Origin of the sequence: Mesorhizobium sp. LMG17149 (assembly GCF_024518695.1) — a bacterium.
GTDB lineage: Bacteria > Pseudomonadota > Alphaproteobacteria > Rhizobiales > Rhizobiaceae > Mesorhizobium.
The window spans coordinates 339,985-354,345 of record NZ_JANIFL010000005.1; the positions used below are offsets into that span (position 1 = coordinate 339,985).

At 63.3% G+C, this 14,361-nt stretch carries 11 protein-coding genes; 6 read left to right on the forward strand and 5 right to left on the reverse strand.

Features of this window, described 5'->3' with window-relative positions; translation table 11 throughout:
* Positions 1-180 precede the first annotated feature (180 nt).
* Together xdhB and xdhC are read left to right on the forward strand one after the other, a co-directional pair.
* Entirely contained in the window at positions 181-2,541 is a 2,361-nt protein-coding gene (gene xdhB, locus NP945_RS13775; protein ID WP_256746751.1) for a xanthine dehydrogenase molybdopterin binding subunit, read from the forward strand.
* Positions 2,542-2,614: 73 nt separating this feature from the next.
* A complete protein-coding gene (gene xdhC / locus NP945_RS13780) occupies positions 2,615-3,625 on the forward strand; it encodes a xanthine dehydrogenase accessory protein XdhC (protein ID WP_256746645.1) in 1,011 nt (336 codons plus the stop codon).
* Positions 3,626-3,637: 12 nt separating this feature from the next.
* Here the strand turns inward: xdhC and NP945_RS13785 are convergent, their stop codons facing one another.
* From NP945_RS13785 to NP945_RS13795, 3 genes are all read right to left on the reverse strand, one after another.
* On the reverse strand, positions 3,638-4,903 hold the full coding sequence (locus NP945_RS13785; protein ID WP_256746646.1) for an LLM class flavin-dependent oxidoreductase: 1,266 nt from the start codon (positions 4,901-4,903) through the stop codon (positions 3,638-3,640).
* Positions 4,900-5,913: an LLM class flavin-dependent oxidoreductase gene (locus NP945_RS13790; RefSeq protein WP_256746647.1), complete on the reverse strand. Its 1,014-nt coding sequence runs from the start codon at positions 5,911-5,913 to the stop codon at positions 4,900-4,902. The genes NP945_RS13785 and NP945_RS13790 overlap by 4 nt, the downstream gene beginning before the upstream one ends.
* 103 nt (positions 5,914-6,016) lie before the next feature.
* The gene (locus NP945_RS13795) at positions 6,017-6,937 is read right to left on the reverse strand and encodes a LysR family transcriptional regulator (RefSeq protein ID WP_027039874.1); all 921 of its coding nucleotides are present in this window, start codon (positions 6,935-6,937) and stop codon (positions 6,017-6,019) included.
* A gap of 162 nt (positions 6,938-7,099) precedes the next feature.
* On the opposite strand from NP945_RS13795, the gene NP945_RS13800 reads away from it, so the two are divergent.
* From NP945_RS13800 to NP945_RS13815, 4 genes are all read left to right on the forward strand, one after another.
* A complete protein-coding gene (locus NP945_RS13800; RefSeq protein WP_256746648.1) occupies positions 7,100-8,317 on the forward strand; it encodes a urate hydroxylase PuuD in 1,218 nt (405 codons plus the stop codon).
* 1 nt (position 8,318) lies between these two features.
* Positions 8,319-9,635 (forward strand): guanine deaminase, encoded by a 1,317-nt coding sequence (gene guaD / locus NP945_RS13805; protein WP_256746649.1) that lies wholly within the window; start codon positions 8,319-8,321, stop codon positions 9,633-9,635.
* Positions 9,636-9,830: 195 nt separating this feature from the next.
* Positions 9,831-10,334 (forward strand): heme-degrading domain-containing protein, encoded by a 504-nt coding sequence (locus NP945_RS13810; RefSeq protein ID WP_127331376.1) that lies wholly within the window; start codon positions 9,831-9,833, stop codon positions 10,332-10,334.
* Positions 10,331-11,596: a glycerate kinase gene (locus NP945_RS13815; protein ID WP_128307372.1), complete on the forward strand. Its 1,266-nt coding sequence runs from the start codon at positions 10,331-10,333 to the stop codon at positions 11,594-11,596. Before NP945_RS13810 ends, NP945_RS13815 begins: the two co-directional genes overlap by 4 nt.
* Positions 11,597-11,658: 62 nt before the next feature.
* On the opposite strand, the gene NP945_RS13820 is transcribed toward NP945_RS13815, so the two are convergent.
* Both NP945_RS13820 and NP945_RS13825 read right to left on the reverse strand, forming a co-directional pair.
* The gene (locus NP945_RS13820; RefSeq protein WP_256746650.1) at positions 11,659-13,116 is read right to left on the reverse strand and encodes a UdgX family uracil-DNA binding protein; all 1,458 of its coding nucleotides are present in this window, start codon (positions 13,114-13,116) and stop codon (positions 11,659-11,661) included.
* Between the two features lie 2 nt (positions 13,117-13,118).
* Positions 13,119-14,354, reverse strand: coding sequence for a putative DNA modification/repair radical SAM protein (locus NP945_RS13825; RefSeq protein ID WP_256746651.1), 1,236 nt, complete (start codon positions 14,352-14,354; stop codon positions 13,119-13,121).
* Positions 14,355-14,361 lie beyond the last annotated feature (7 nt).

Consider the following 14,361-nt stretch of genomic DNA (forward strand, 5'->3'; position numbering starts at 1 on the left):
CGAACGGTCGCGAGTAGCGTCCTTCTCCCCGTTCACGGGGAGAAGATGCCGGCAGGCAGATGAGGGGCGGCGCCGTCGTCGATCTTTGTCTGCAAGGCTGTCGACGTCGGCGCTGCCCCTCATCCGACCCTTCGGGCCACCTTCTCCCCGTGAACGGGGAGAAGGGAAAGGGCGCGCATGATGAACAAGCACGCTGCCCCCAACCTCAAGGCTGAAAAGATCGCCGGCGGCGTTGCCACCGATCAACGGCATGACTCCGCCCACAAGCATGTCAGTGGCACCGCCGTCTATATCGACGACATGCCGGAACCGGCCGGCACGCTGCATGGCTGCCTCGGGCTTTCCAGCGCCACGCATGCCACGATTACCAGCATGGATCTTTCTGCGGTGCGCACAGCGCCCGGCGTTGTCGACGTGCTGACGGCCAAGGACGTGCCCGGCGAAAACGACATTTCGCCGACCGGCCGCCACGACGAGCCGGTGCTTGCCGACGCCAAGGTGCAATTCTATGGCCAGCCAATCTTCTGCGTCATTGCCGAGACGCGCGAGCAGGCGCGTCGCGCGACGCGACTGGCCAAGGTCGAATACAGGGAATTGCCCTTCGTCACCGACATCGGCGCGCTTGACCCGAAGAAGGACAAGCTCGTCACGCCGCCTCTCACGCTGAAGCGCGGCGATGCCGCTACAGCGATCCGTCAGGCGCCGCGCCGGCTAAAAGGAAAAATGCGCATCGGTGGCCAGGAACACTTCTACCTTGAAGGCCATATCGCCATGGCAGTGCCCGGCGAGGACCAGGACGTCACCATCTATTCCTCGACCCAGCATCCGAGCGAAGTCCAGCATATGGTCAGCCACGCGCTCGGCGTGCCGAGCAACGCCATCACGGTGGAAATCCGCCGCATGGGCGGCGGCTTCGGCGGCAAGGAGACGCAGGGCAACCAGTTTGCCGCATTGGCCGCGATCGCCGCGAAGAAACACCATCGCGCCGTGAAAATCCGGCCCGACCGCGACGACGACATGATCGCCACCGGCAAGCGTCATGATTTCCTCGTCGACTACGAGGTCGGCTTCGATGACGAGGGCAATATCCTCGGCGTCGATTTCATGTTCGCGGCGCGCTGCGGTTTTTCGTCGGACCTTTCCGGCCCGGTGACCGATCGCGCGCTGTTCCACTGCGACAACACTTATTTCTGGCCAGCGGTGCATGCCCAGTCGGCGCCGCTCTACACCAACACCGTGTCGAACACCGCGTTTCGGGGTTTCGGTGGCCCGCAAGGCATGGTTGGCGCCGAGCGCGTCATCGACGAGGTGGCCTTTGCCGTCGGCAAGGATCCACTCGAAATCCGCAAAAAGAATTTCTACGGCACCAGTGGTGATAGCGAGGGGGGCCGCAACATCACGCCCTACCACCAGACGGTCGAGGACAACATCATCCAGCGCATCGTCGCCGAGTTGGAGGAAAGCGCCAGCTATGCGCGGCGGCGGCGTGAGATATCGGCCTTCAACGCCAACAGCCGTTTCATCAAGCGCGGCCTGGCGCTGACACCGGTCAAGTTCGGCATCTCGTTCACCGCCACCCACTACAACCAGGCCGGCGCGCTGGTGCATGTCTACACCGACGGTTCGGTGCATCTGAACCATGGCGGCACCGAAATGGGGCAGGGCCTCTATATCAAGGTGGCGCAGGTGGTGGCGGAAGAGTTCCAGATCGACCTCGACCAGGTCAAGATCACCGCGACCACGACCGGCAAGGTGCCGAACACCTCGGCCACGGCAGCGTCGTCCGGCTCCGACCTCAACGGCATGGCGGCGCAGAACGGCGCTCGCCAGATCAAGGATCGGTTGACCGATTTCGCCGCCGAAAAATACCAGGTGCCGCGCGATCAGGTGCTGTTCCTGCCCAACCGGGTGCGCATCGGCAACCAGGAAATCGCCTTCGCCGACCTCGTCAAGCAGGCCTATATGGCGCGTATCCAGCTGTCGGCGGCGGGGTTCTACAAGACGCCGAAAATCCACTGGAACCGCGACAAGGGCGAGGGCCGCCCCTTCTATTATTTCGCTTATGGCGCCTCGTGTTCGGAAGTCTCGGTCGACACGCTGACCGGAGAATACATGGTCGAGCGTACCGATATTCTCCATGACTGCGGGCGCTCGCTGAACCGAGCTATAGACATCGGCCAGATCGAAGGCGGCTTCATCCAGGGCATGGGCTGGCTGACGACGGAAGAACTGTGGTGGGACGCCAAGGGCCGGCTGCGCACGCATGCGCCGTCGACCTACAAGATCCCGCTCGCCTCCGACCGGCCGAAGATCTTCAACGTCACCTTGGCCGACTGGCCGGAAGCCGGCGAGCCGACCATCCACCGCTCCAAGGCGGTCGGCGAGCCGCCGTTCCCACTCGGCATGTCGGTGCTGCATGCGCTGTCGGATGCGGTGGCCAGCGTCGCCGACAACAAGGTCTGTCCGCGCCTCGATGCGCCGGCAACGCCGGAGCAGGTGCTGATGGCGATTGAGCGACTGAAGAAAGAGGCCGGCGCCTGAATCCGGCCCAGGGTCGGCAATGCGTGCAATCCGGGCCGAAAAAACCTATATTTCCCGCACGGGAATGCGAACCATGAACTCGAAAGTGCAAAGCCTGAAAGCCTTTCTCGCCAGCGCCGACCGGATTGCCCTGGTCGAAGTGGCTGGCACGAAAGGTTCGACGCCACGCGAGAAGGGCGCATTTATGCTCGTCTCGCGGGCGGCGATCTTTGGCACGATCGGCGGCGGTCAGCTCGAATACATGGCAATCGACAAGGCGAGGCAGATGCTCTTCTCCCCCCTTGAGGGGGAGATGTCGGCGAAGCCGACAGAGGGGGTCCTATCAGAAGGCACCGCCAGGGCGTTGAGCCCGGTCGATCCGACCCCACCCGGCAGCTTCGCCGCCACCCTCCCCTCGAGGAGGAGGGGAACCCGCATCGAGGTTGACAAAGTCTGCGCTACCCTGGACGTCCCGCTAGGCCCGGAAATCGGCCAATGCTGCGGCGGGCGCGTCGAAGTGCTGATCCGGCTCGCCGATGCAGCCCTTGCCGCCGATCTGGTTGCGGCTGCGGAAGCTGAGGAGGCTCACTTGCCGCGTGTCTACGTCTTCGGCGGCGGCCATGTCGGCCAGGCGTTGGCGTCGACGATAGCACTTCTCCCCGTGCATTGCGTCGTCATCGAGACGCGGGCCGAGGCACTGGAAGGCATGCCGGAAACCGTCGAGACCAGGCTGACAGCTATGCCGGAAGCGATGGTGCGAAATGCCCCTGCCGGCGCCGCCTTTGCCATCCTCACCCACGATCATGCGCTGGATTTCCTGATCGTCGCCGAGGCGCTGAAGCGCGGCGACACCGCCTATGTCGGCATGATCGGCTCGAAGACCAAGAAAGCGACGTTCAGGAACTGGTTCCTGAAATCGGCGGATGGCAGTCAAGCTGAGTTTGCCCGCCTCGTCTCGCCAATCGGCGGCGACACCGTCAAGGACAAGCGCCCGCAGGTCATCGCGGCGCTGGCGGCGGCCGAGATCATGACGGCGCTGGTCAGTCACAATGCAACCTCAAGTGCCGACCATCAAATTCCGCATGGCAGGGTGATGGCAGGCTAGGCTGCGCCACAGCTAAACCGGCTGTTTCAAACCCAGTTGGTCGCGCAATGTGCGGCCCTCGTACTCCGTGCGGAACAGGCCGCGCCGCTGCAGTTCCGGCACGACGAGCATCGCAAAGGCATTGAGTTCGCCGGGGAAATAAGAGGGCATGACGTTGAAGCCGTCGGCGGCACCGCCTTCGAACCGCGCCTGCAACTCATCGGCAACCTGGGCCGCCGTGCCGACGATGCGCCAATGGCCACGCGCGCCGGCGAAATGCCGGGCAAGCTCGCGGATAGAGAGGCCGTCGCGGCGCGATTGCTCGATGACCAGCGCCTGCCGACTTTTCATCCCCTCGCTCTCCGGCAGATACGGCAGCGGCCCGTCGATCGGGTAGCGCCACAGATCGGAGATGCTGAGATAGCTGGACAGAAGCGCAACGCCGACATCGTCGGGGATCAGCGCCTGCAATTCCTCATATTTTTCACGGGCCTCCGCTTCGGTCTCCGCCACCACTGGCGCGACGCCCGGCATGATCTTGATGTCGTCAGGCTCGCGCCCGTAGGCCGCCAGACGCCCCTTGAGATCGTCGTAGAAGGCCTTCGCTTCCTCGAAGGTCTGCGCCGCGGTGAACACCACATCGGCGGTGCGGGCGGCAAGGTCGCGGCCGACATCCGAGGCGCCGGCCTGGACCATCACCGGCGCGCCCTGCGGCGAACGCGGCAGATCGAGCGGGTCGCGAACCGAAAAGCTCTGGCCGTCATGTCCGGATCCAGAAGCGCCATCGAGCTTGCCGTTCCAGAGCCCGGTTACCACCTCGGCGAATTCGCGCGCGCGCTCATAGCGATCGGCATGGGGCTTGAGGCCGGTCGAGCCGAAATTGGCGGCCTCGACAGGGCTGGCCGAGGTGACCAGGTTCCAGCCGGCCCTGCCGCCGCTCAGATGGTCGAGCGACAGGAAGGCTCGCGCCAGGCCATAGGGCTCGTTGTAGCTTGTCGAGGCTGTCGAGACGAGGCCGATGCGGCTGGTCTGGACGGCGAGCGCCGAAAGCAGGCTGATCGGCTCGAAGCCGATCGAGCGCGAAGTCTGGCTGGCAATGCCGACATTGGCTTCGCGCAGGCCTGCGGCATCTTCGCAGAAGATCATGTCGAACTTCGCCGCTTCCGCCGTGCGCGCCAGCGCGATGTAATGGTCGATGTCAGTGCCGGCGGTGACGTGTGCCTTGGGATGGCGCCAGGCCGCGATGTGGTGGCCTGTCGCCCACAGGAAGGCGCCGAGCTTGATCTGGCGAGCGGTCATCGGTTACCTCCGCCGGCAAGCCCGAGATGCGAGCGCAACGTCGTGCCGCGATAGTTCTCTCGAAACAGGCCACGCTGCCTCAGTTCCGGCAAAACCAGATCGACGAAATCGTCGAGCGCTGAAAGCTGTCCCGGCATCAGGATGTTGAACCCGTCGCAGCTTTTCGCCCGGAATTCCTCTTCCAGCCTCTCGGCGACGGAAGCCGGCTTACTATCGGCGGTAGGCGCGACGTTCGTCAGCACCTTGACGGCATCCGGGTCGCGTCCACAGGCTGCGACACGGCGCCTGATATCGTCATAGCGTCCTGTCGCGCCCTCCACCGGTCCGTCATCCAGCAGGATGACATCGGCGATGCGGGCGGCAATATCCAGGTCGGCTTCGCTCAAGCCCGACAAGACGAGCACTGGCGTATCCTGCGGCGAGCGTGCGACGTTCAGCGGTCCGCGCACGGAAAAGAACTCGCCCTTATGGTCGAGCAAATGCATCTTTTCGGGGTCATGGAAGCGGCCGCCGCTCTGGTCGAACAGCAGCGCGTCCGCATCCCAGCCCCGCCACAGACCTTGCACGATGCCGATACATTCCTCACTGCGACGGCGGAAATCGTCGGGCGAAAATCCCCCGGGCCGGCTGAAATTGGCTGCTTCCCGTGGCGCTTGCGTCATGGTTGCGTTCCAGCCACTGCGGCCATGGCTGATAATGTCGAGCGAGGCGAAACGGCGCGCCAGATTGTATGGCTGGTGGGCGACGGTCGATGCCGCGGCGACGAGCCCGATCCTGCTTGTGACAGTCGCCAATGCGGCCAGCAAAGTGGTCGCTTCGAAGGGCATCGGGCTGTTCGCGGCACCGCCGCCGGACGCCGGTGCGGAATCGGCAAGCAGCACCATGTCCAGGCCCGCTGCTTCGGCCTTTTGCACGAAACCAGTCAGGCGGCTGAATCCCGGTTCCGGCGATGGATCGGCGATCCCCGGAAACAGCGAAACGGCAAGATGCATTGTGGCGCCGCTGTCCATCGATGGTGCCTGCGAGACGAAATACCACCCGAACTATGTTCGCCACTTCAGGGGATGGCAACCGCTGGCGCTGGGCCAACCGCCGGTCACGTGGAGGCCAGCATTATTTCCCAGCTAGCAGATCGTTGATCAGTCGCTGGCAGCGCTCGGCCATGAAGTCGAGCAGCAGCCGCACTTTTGGATCCTGCAGCTTCTTGTGCGGATACACGGCGGCGAACTGCACCGGTGTCGGTGGCGTGCTGCTCAGGATCACCTTCAGCCGCCGGTCGCGGATGAATGGCTCGACCTCGAAGCGCGGCTTGTTGATGATGCCGCGGCCTGAAAGCGCCCAGCCGGTCAGCACGTCGCCATCGTCGGTGTCATATGGCCCGTGCACCTCGAATTTCTGCGGGCCTGTGGGGGTCTGCAGCGTCCACACATATTCGCGCGCGCCGGAATAACGCAGCATCAGGCAGTCGTGCTTCTTGCCGATCAGTTCCTGCGGCTCGATCGGTTCGCCGCGCGCCTCGAGATATTTCGGCGCCGCCACCAGCACGCGCTCGCATTCCATGATGCCGCGCATCCTGAGGCTGGAATCCTCGATGATGCCGAGCCGGAAGGCGACGTCGATGCCTTCCTTCATGATGTCGACATTGTGATCCGAAAGCCTCAGCCTCACCTCGATGTCTGGGTATTTGTCGTGAAAATCGGGAATGCCCGAGGCCACCAACCGACGGCCGAGGCCCAAGGGGGCGGTGACGCGGATGGTGCCGCGCGGCTGACCGGAAAGCGCCGAGACCGCGGCTTCCGCTTCGGTGATCGCCTCCAGCACCTGCTTTGCGCCCCCGTAAAAAACCGTGCCATGCTCGGTCGGCATCAATTGCCGCGTCGTGCGGTTGAACAGACGCACGCCTAGGTGCTTCTCCAACTCCTTGATGCGGTTGGAGGCGACCGCCGGCGAAATCCGCATGTCGCGCCCGGCCGCCGACAGATTGCCGAGTTCGACCACGCGAACGAAGACGGCAATGTTGTCGAGATAGGCCATGCGGTTTAGTGGCTTTCCTGAGGCCGCCTTCGGGCGGCTCCCATCCTGCTGCGTGTGACTACCCTAGTATTTTCCATTTTTTTTTGAAAGTCATCGTGCACCTCGCCTCTTTCCGTTTGCGCTCCAACCCGTAAAGTCGCCCGATCGGCAGGGACGATTTCAATGATGGATTTCGCGATTTTCTGGGACTGGCTGAGTTTTGCCGTGCGCTGGCTCCACGTCGTCACCGGCATCGCCTGGATCGGCTCGTCCTTCTACTTCGTCGCGCTCGACCTTGGCCTGCGCCAGCGTCCCGGCATGCCCGTCGGCGCCTTCGGCGAGGAATGGCAGGTGCATGGCGGCGGCTTCTACCACATCCAGAAATATCTCGTGGCACCAGCCGAAATGCCGGAACACCTGACCTGGTTCAAATGGGAATCCTACGCCACCTGGCTGTCCGGCTTCGCCATGCTGTGCGTCGTCTACTACGCCGGAGCCGATCTGTTCCTGATCGATCCCAACGTGCTGCCGATGTCGGCGCCTACAGGCATCCTGCTGTCGCTGGCAACGATCGGCGTCGGCTGGGTGGTCTATGATCTGCTGTGCCGCTCGCCGCTGGGAAAAAGCGATACCGGCCTGATGCTGGTGCTCTACTGCGTGCTGGTGTTCATTGCCTGGGGGCTGACGCACCTGTTCACCGGCCGCGCCGCCTTCCTGCATCTGGGCGCCATCACCGCCACGATCATGTCGGCCAATGTCTTCATGGTCATCATCCCAAACCAGAAGATCGTTGTCGCCGACCTCATCGCCGGCCGCAAGCCCGATCCGAAATACGGCAAGATCGCCAAGCAGCGTTCGCTCCACAACAATTATCTGACGCTGCCGGTGCTGTTCCTGATGCTGTCGAACCACTATCCGCTGGCGTTCGGCACTGAGTTCAACTGGGTCATCGCCTCGCTGGTGTTCATCATCGGCGTGCTGATCCGGCACTATTTCAACTCGGTCCACGCGCGCAAGGGCAACCCGACCTGGACCTGGATGGCGGCACTTGTCCTGTTCATTGTCATCATCTGGCTGTCGACCGCGCCGAAAGTGCTGACCGGCGAACCCAGGGAATCTGCGGCGGCGCAAATCTATGTCGCTTCAGCGCATTTCCCGGCCGTACGCGACACCGTGCTCGGCCGCTGCTCGATGTGCCACGCGGCGGAGCCGGTCTATGAGGGCATCTATCATGCGCCCAAGGGCGTGATGCTCGACACCGACGCCGACATCGCCAACCACGCCCGCGAGATCTATCTGCAGGCCGGCCGCAGCCACGCCATGCCGCCCGCAAACGTCTCGCAGATCACCGACAAGGAACGGGCGCTGCTGGTGGCCTGGTTCGAAGGCGCGGGGAAGTAGCATGACCTCGACACTCCTGCGCGGCCGCACGCTTTCCTTTGTGCGCTGGCCGCAAACCATCGACGATCATGCCGCCTGGCGCTACGAGGAGGATGGTGGCCTGCTGATCCGCGACGGCAGGATCGTCGCCGCTGGCACCTATGCCGATGTTGAAAAGCAAGCCGGCGAGGTAGCGAAAAAAATCGACCACCGGCCGCATCTGCTGCTGCCCGGCTTCATTGACGCGCATGCGCATTTTCCGCAGATGCAGATCATCGCCTCCTATGGCGCTGAGCTGCTCGACTGGCTGAACACCTACACCTTTCCGGAAGAGACGAAGTTCGCCAACGCGCAACATGGCCGCCGTATCGCGCGGCTGTTCCTCGACGAAATGGTGCGCCACGGTACAACGACGGTCGCCGCCTACTGCTCGGTGCACAAGGCTTCGGCGGAGGCCTTCTTTGGCGAATCGCATGACCGCAATATGCTCAACATCGCCGGCAAGGTGATGATGGATCGCAATGCGCCCGACGGCGTGCTCGACACGCCGCAATCGGGTTACGACGACACGAAGGCGCTGATCAAGGAGTGGCATGGCAAGGGACGGCAGCTTTATGCCATCACGCCGCGCTTCGCCATCACCTCGTCGCCGGAGCAGATGGAGATGGCGGCCGCGCTGTGCCGCGAACATCCCGATTTGCACATGCAGACGCATCTGTCGGAGAACCACGCTGAGATTGCCTTCACGCAGGAACTCTACCCGTGGTCGCGCGACTATACCGACGTTTACGAGCACTACGGGCTGTTGGGCAAAAAGAGCCTGTTCGGGCACTGCATCCATCTCTCGGAGCGCGAAGCGGATGCGCTTTCCGACAGTGGCTCGGTGGCGGTGTTCTGCCCGACTTCCAACCTGTTCCTCGGCTCCGGCCTGTTCGATTATCAGCGCTTTCGTCGCCGCGACAAGCCGCTCCGCATCGCCGCCGCCACCGATGTCGGCGGCGGCACCAATTATTCGATGCTGCGCACCATGGACGAGGGCTACAAGGTGATCGCGCTGAACGGCGAGAAGCTCAACCCGTTCCAGTCCTTCTGGCAGATGACGCGTGGCAATGCCGAGGCGCTGTCGGTGGCGGAAAAGATAGGCACGCTGGACGAGGGCACCGATGCCGACATCGTCGTGCTGGACGCCAGGGCGACGCCGGCGATGCGGCTCAGGATGGAAACGGTCGAGACGCTGGCGCAGGAACTGTTTCTCCTGCAGACGCTTGGCGACGACCGCACCGTGCGCGAGGTTTATGTGGCGGGGCGCGCAGCCAAGGCGGATATGATCGCGGGGTAAGACCCCCTTACCCGGATTGCCAACCGAATTGCGAAGGGCAATTCGGGACAATCCGACCTCTCCCCGAGGGGAGAGGAGGAAGCCGAGGCCCGTGCTCGTCTCTTCTCCCCTCGGGGAGAAGGTGGCCGCGACGACGGGACCTTGACCGGGCGGAGCTTGTCGTACACACGATTTGTGACGATTCGGAGAACAAAAATGGCCGCTGCGGACGACATCGCTCTGATCCAGAAACAGGAAGAGACGCTGGTCTTCCCGGCGTTCGACGAGGCCGTCGCCTTCGAGATCGGCGCGGCGATCCGTGAGCGGGCACTGGCCGAGGCCATGCCGATCATTGTCGATATCAGGCTGTGGGATCGGCCGCTGTTCTATGCCGCGCTGCCGGGCTCGAATGCTTCCAATCCCGACTGGGCGCGGCGCAAGATCAATGTGGTCAAACGGTTCCTGAGAAGCACCTATCGTATGGTGTTGGAACAGCAGCGCCCGGACCGCAGCTTCAAGATCGGCGAAGGGCTGGATATTGCCGACTACGTGCTGGCCGGCGGTGGCTTTCCGGTGACCGTCAAGGGCGCCGGCGTCATCGGGGTGATCGCCGTCTCCGGACTGCCGGAGCGCGAGGATCACGGCGTCGTCGTAGATGCGCTATGCGATCATTTGGGCGTCGACAAGCGCGGCCTGGCATTGCCTCGGGACGCCGAATGACCGTGCTCGATCCCAAGGCATTCCTGACCTCCATCTTCAACGCCGCCATCGCCGCCGCCGACCCGGAACGAACCATCCGGGATCATCTGCCGGCCAAGCCGAAGGGCCGCACCATCGTCATCGGCGCGGGCAAAGGCTCGGCGCAGATGGCGGCAGCGTTCGAGAAAGCGTGGGACGGCCCTATCGAAGGGCTGGTCGTCACCCGCTATGGCTATGGCGCGACCTGCGAGCGCATTGAGATCATCGAGGCGGCGCATCCGGTGCCGGACGCTGCCGGTCTGGAAGCCTCGCGGCGCCTGCTCGCCAAGGTCCAGGATCTGACTGAGGATGACCTGGTGGTGGCGCTGATTTCCGGCGGCGGATCGGCGCTGTTGCCGTCGCCGGCCGGCAGCTTGACGCTGGCCGACGAGATCGCCGTCAACGAGGCGCTGCTCGCCTCGGGTGCGCCGATCGCGGCGATGAACACCATCCGCAAGCACCTTTCCACCATCAAGGGCGGCAGGCTGGCAGCGGCCGCATGGCCGGCCAGGGTGGTGTCGCTGATCGTCTCCGATATTCCCGGCGATAATCCGGCAATGGTCGCCTCCGGCCCAACCGTACCCGATACAGGCAGTCGCGCCGACGCGCTGGCCTCGATATCGGCCTATCGCATGAAACTGCCGGCCTCGGTGATGGCGCACATCAATTCGCCGGCCGCCGATGCGCCAAGCCCGGATGACGAACGCTTTTCGCGCAACGAGGTGCATCTGATCGCTTCGGCCGGGGTATCGCTGGAAGCCGCCGCTGCGGAAGCGAAACGGCAGGGTGTCGAGGCCGTTATCCTCTCCGATGCCATTGAGGGCGAAGCGCGCGAGGTGGGCGGCGTCCATGCCGCGATCGCGCGTGAAGTGGCGACGCGCAACCGACCATTTTCGAAGCCGGTGTTGGTCCTGTCGGGCGGCGAGACAACCGTCACGCTACGGGCAAAAGGCAAGGGCGGCCGCAATTCGGAATTCCTGCTCGCCTTTGCTATCGGCATCAACGGCGTCGAAGGCATCCACGCATTGGCCGCCGACACCGATGGCATCGACGGTTCGGAAGACAATGCCGGCGCCTTCGCCGATGGCTCGACCGTGTCGCGCATGCGCTCGGCCGGTGTCGATGCCAAGGCCATGCTTGCCGGCAACAATGCCTGGACGGCCTTCAACGCGGTTGGCGATCTCTTCGTACCCGGCCCGACCGGCACGAATGTCAACGATCTCAGGGCGATTCTGATCAGGTAGCTGAAGCAATTCCAGGAAAAGTGTGAAGCGGTTTTCCGTCCGGAATTGCGAAAACAGACTGATCAGGCGGCCATCAGCCGCTTCACCAGCTTCATATCCTGCAGAAACCGTTCGCGTTCAGCCTCCTTGTCCGCGGACTCGCGGATGCGCAGAATGAAGGAGGGATGGATGGTGATGAACACGCGCAATCCGTCCTCGCGCTCGATCACTTGTCCGCGCATCTTTGTCACCGGGATCGCCTTGCCGAGCAGCGACATCGCCGCCGTCGCGCCGAGTGCCACGGCGAGGTTCGGCTTGATCAGCTCGAATTCTTGGTCGATCCACCAGCGGCAGGCCTGAATCTCACCGGAATTCGGCTTGGAGTGGATGCGGCGCTTGCCGCGCGGCTCGAACTTGAAGTGCTTGACCGCGTTGGTGACATAGACCTTTTGCCGATCGACACCGGCATCATCCAGGATCGCATCGAACACCTTGCCGGCCGGACCAACGAAAGGTTTGCCGGCAAGATCCTCCTGATCCCCCGGTTGTTCGCCGACGAAGATCACCTTGGCATTGTCGGGACCTTCACCGAAGACGGTCTGCGTCGCGTCGCGCCACAGCGGGCAGCGGCGGCAGCCTTTCGCTACCTCACGCAACTCGGGAATCGTGTCTGCATCATCTTCCGGTGCTTCGGCGGGCTGCTTCGGCCAATGCCGTGCCTGCACCTTGGCGTGGTGCGGCGCGGGTGTTGTCGGCATCTTCGCAATCATGTCCTTGGCGGCCTTGTCCGCTCCTGCGATCATGTCTGGAATGAGCGAAGCCTCGGGAAGGTTCCGCCAATATTTCTTCGGCATCTCCTTCTGCATGGCCTTCACCTTCAATCGCGCCGGATTGAAGATGTTCTCGAAATAGATGCGCCAGAGCGCCTCGGTGTCGTCTTGATCCGGCGCATCGCCCTTGGCCGCGCCCGGTCCGATAGCCAGCCTTTCGCCATCCCAATCGGCGGAGGCGTAGGGCGTCAGGATCGTCCAGCGCATGCCGGTGAAACGCCTGACGAAGAAATCGGCGTTGCGCTCGACGATGAAATGATCCGGCTCGAACCAGGCGACATAGCGCTCATCGGCATCGTCGCCGATTTTCCGGAAGCGTACGAAGGCATGCATCTTGTGGCTGTCGCGCCGAACCGCCTTTTCCATGGCCTCAAGCCGCCTGGTGTCGGGATCCGACGCGATTTCCAGCAGTTTAGGCTCGTCGCGCAACCGCCAGAGCATTCGGTAGAGAAAGGCAAACCGGCCGGGATCGGAATGGCAGAAGGCCGTTTCGGCATGCCCGATGAAGTCGCGCGGCACGACGAGTTGCGCGCGCGCAGGCACTTCGGGCAATTCTGCCTGATCAGAGCCCGGCGCGACATGCCAGTAGACGTCCTCGGGCCTGACCTCATTCAGGGCCAGCCGCCGTGCCGCGTCACGCCAGCCGGCAAAATCCGTCTCGCTGTCGAGCCGAACTCTGTATCTGGCGAGATCGAGTTCCGCCGGCCGCATGATCAGAACAACGACAATTGTTCGCAGGAGTGGGCGATCTTGTCGCGCAGGCCGGCCTTGTCGGTCAGCGCACCAGGCGACCAGCCTTCGGCGATGATGAACGGCCTGAGCTTGGCGATCGACTGGCAGACCCGCCCGACATCCTCCAGCCGCATGCGCCGATGCCGGCGCGTCTCCAAAATCTTTGCCACCACCTTGGTGCCGAGACCCGGCACCCGCAGCAGAGCTTCGCGGTCGGCGCGGTTGATGTCGACCGGAAACTGCCCCCGGTTGCGCAGCGCCCAGGCGAGCTTCGGGTCGATGGCGAGATCGAGCATGCCGTCGCTGCTCCCGGCAAGGATTTCCGGCTGCGAAAACCCATAGAACCGCATCAGCCAGTCGGCCTGATAGAGCCGGTGCTCGCGCATCAGCGGTGGTTTCAGCAAGGGCAGCGACGATGACGAATCCGGAATCGGGCTGAAAGCCGAGTAATAGACGCGCCGCAGATGATAGCTGCCATAGAGCCGCGCGCTGGTGTGAAGGATGCCGTCGTCGGATGTCTTGTCGGCGCCGATGATCATCTGCGTCGACTGGCCGCCCGGCGCAAAGCGTTCGCGCTTTTTGGTTTTCAAAGTCGGCTCGGCCTTCTCCTCCATCTTCTGGCGCAGCCTGGCCATGGAAAGCCGGATTGTCTCCGGCTTCTTCTCGGGCGCCAACCGCTTCACACCCTCGTCGGTCGGCAGTTCGACATTGATCGATAGCCGGTCGGCATAAAGCCCTGCCTTCTCGATCAGTTCGGCCGAACTTTCCGGAATGGTTTTCAGGTGGATATAGCCGGAGAACTTCTCCTCCAGCCGCAGCCGGCGCGCCACCTCGACCATCTCGCCCATGGTCTCGTCCGGCGAGCGGATGACGCCCGAGGACAGGAACAGGCCTTCGATGTAGTTGCGCCGGTAGAAATCCATGGTCAGCTTCACCACCTCGTCGATGGTGAAACGGGCGCGCCGCACATTGGAGGACGAGCGGTTGATGCAATAGCTGCAGTCGTAGATGCAGAAATTGGTCAGCAGGACCTTGAGAAGGGAAATGCAGCGGCCATCCGGCGCATAGGAATGGCAGATGCCCATGCCCTCGGTGGAGCCGATGCCGCCTGATTTCAGCGAGTCGTTTTTCGCTGCACCGGAAGAGGCGCAGGAGGCATCGTATTTGGCGGCGTCGGAGAGGATCGCCAGCTTGTCACGGACGGTAAGTGCGCTCATCTGTTCA

Coding starts and splice junctions, on each gene's coding strand:
- xdhC (WP_256746645.1), top strand. CDS start 2,615: ATGAACTCGAAAGTGCAAAGCCTGAAAGCCTTTCTCGCCAGCGCCGAC.
- NP945_RS13815 (WP_128307372.1), top strand. CDS start 10,331: ATGACCGTGCTCGATCCCAAGGCATTCCTGACCTCCATCTTCAACGCC.
- NP945_RS13785 (WP_256746646.1), bottom strand. CDS start 4,903: ATGACCGCTCGCCAGATCAAGCTCGGCGCCTTCCTGTGGGCGACAGGC.
- xdhB (WP_256746751.1), top strand. CDS start 181: ATGAACAAGCACGCTGCCCCCAACCTCAAGGCTGAAAAGATCGCCGGC.
- NP945_RS13800 (WP_256746648.1), top strand. CDS start 7,100: ATGATGGATTTCGCGATTTTCTGGGACTGGCTGAGTTTTGCCGTGCGC.
- NP945_RS13820 (WP_256746650.1), bottom strand. CDS start 13,116: ATGCGGCCGGCGGAACTCGATCTCGCCAGATACAGAGTTCGGCTCGAC.
- NP945_RS13790 (WP_256746647.1), bottom strand. CDS start 5,913: ATGGACAGCGGCGCCACAATGCATCTTGCCGTTTCGCTGTTTCCGGGG.
- guaD (WP_256746649.1), top strand. CDS start 8,319: ATGACCTCGACACTCCTGCGCGGCCGCACGCTTTCCTTTGTGCGCTGG.
- NP945_RS13825 (WP_256746651.1), bottom strand. CDS start 14,354: ATGAGCGCACTTACCGTCCGTGACAAGCTGGCGATCCTCTCCGACGCC.
- NP945_RS13795 (WP_027039874.1), bottom strand. CDS start 6,937: ATGGCCTATCTCGACAACATTGCCGTCTTCGTTCGCGTGGTCGAACTC.
- NP945_RS13810 (WP_127331376.1), top strand. CDS start 9,831: ATGGCCGCTGCGGACGACATCGCTCTGATCCAGAAACAGGAAGAGACG.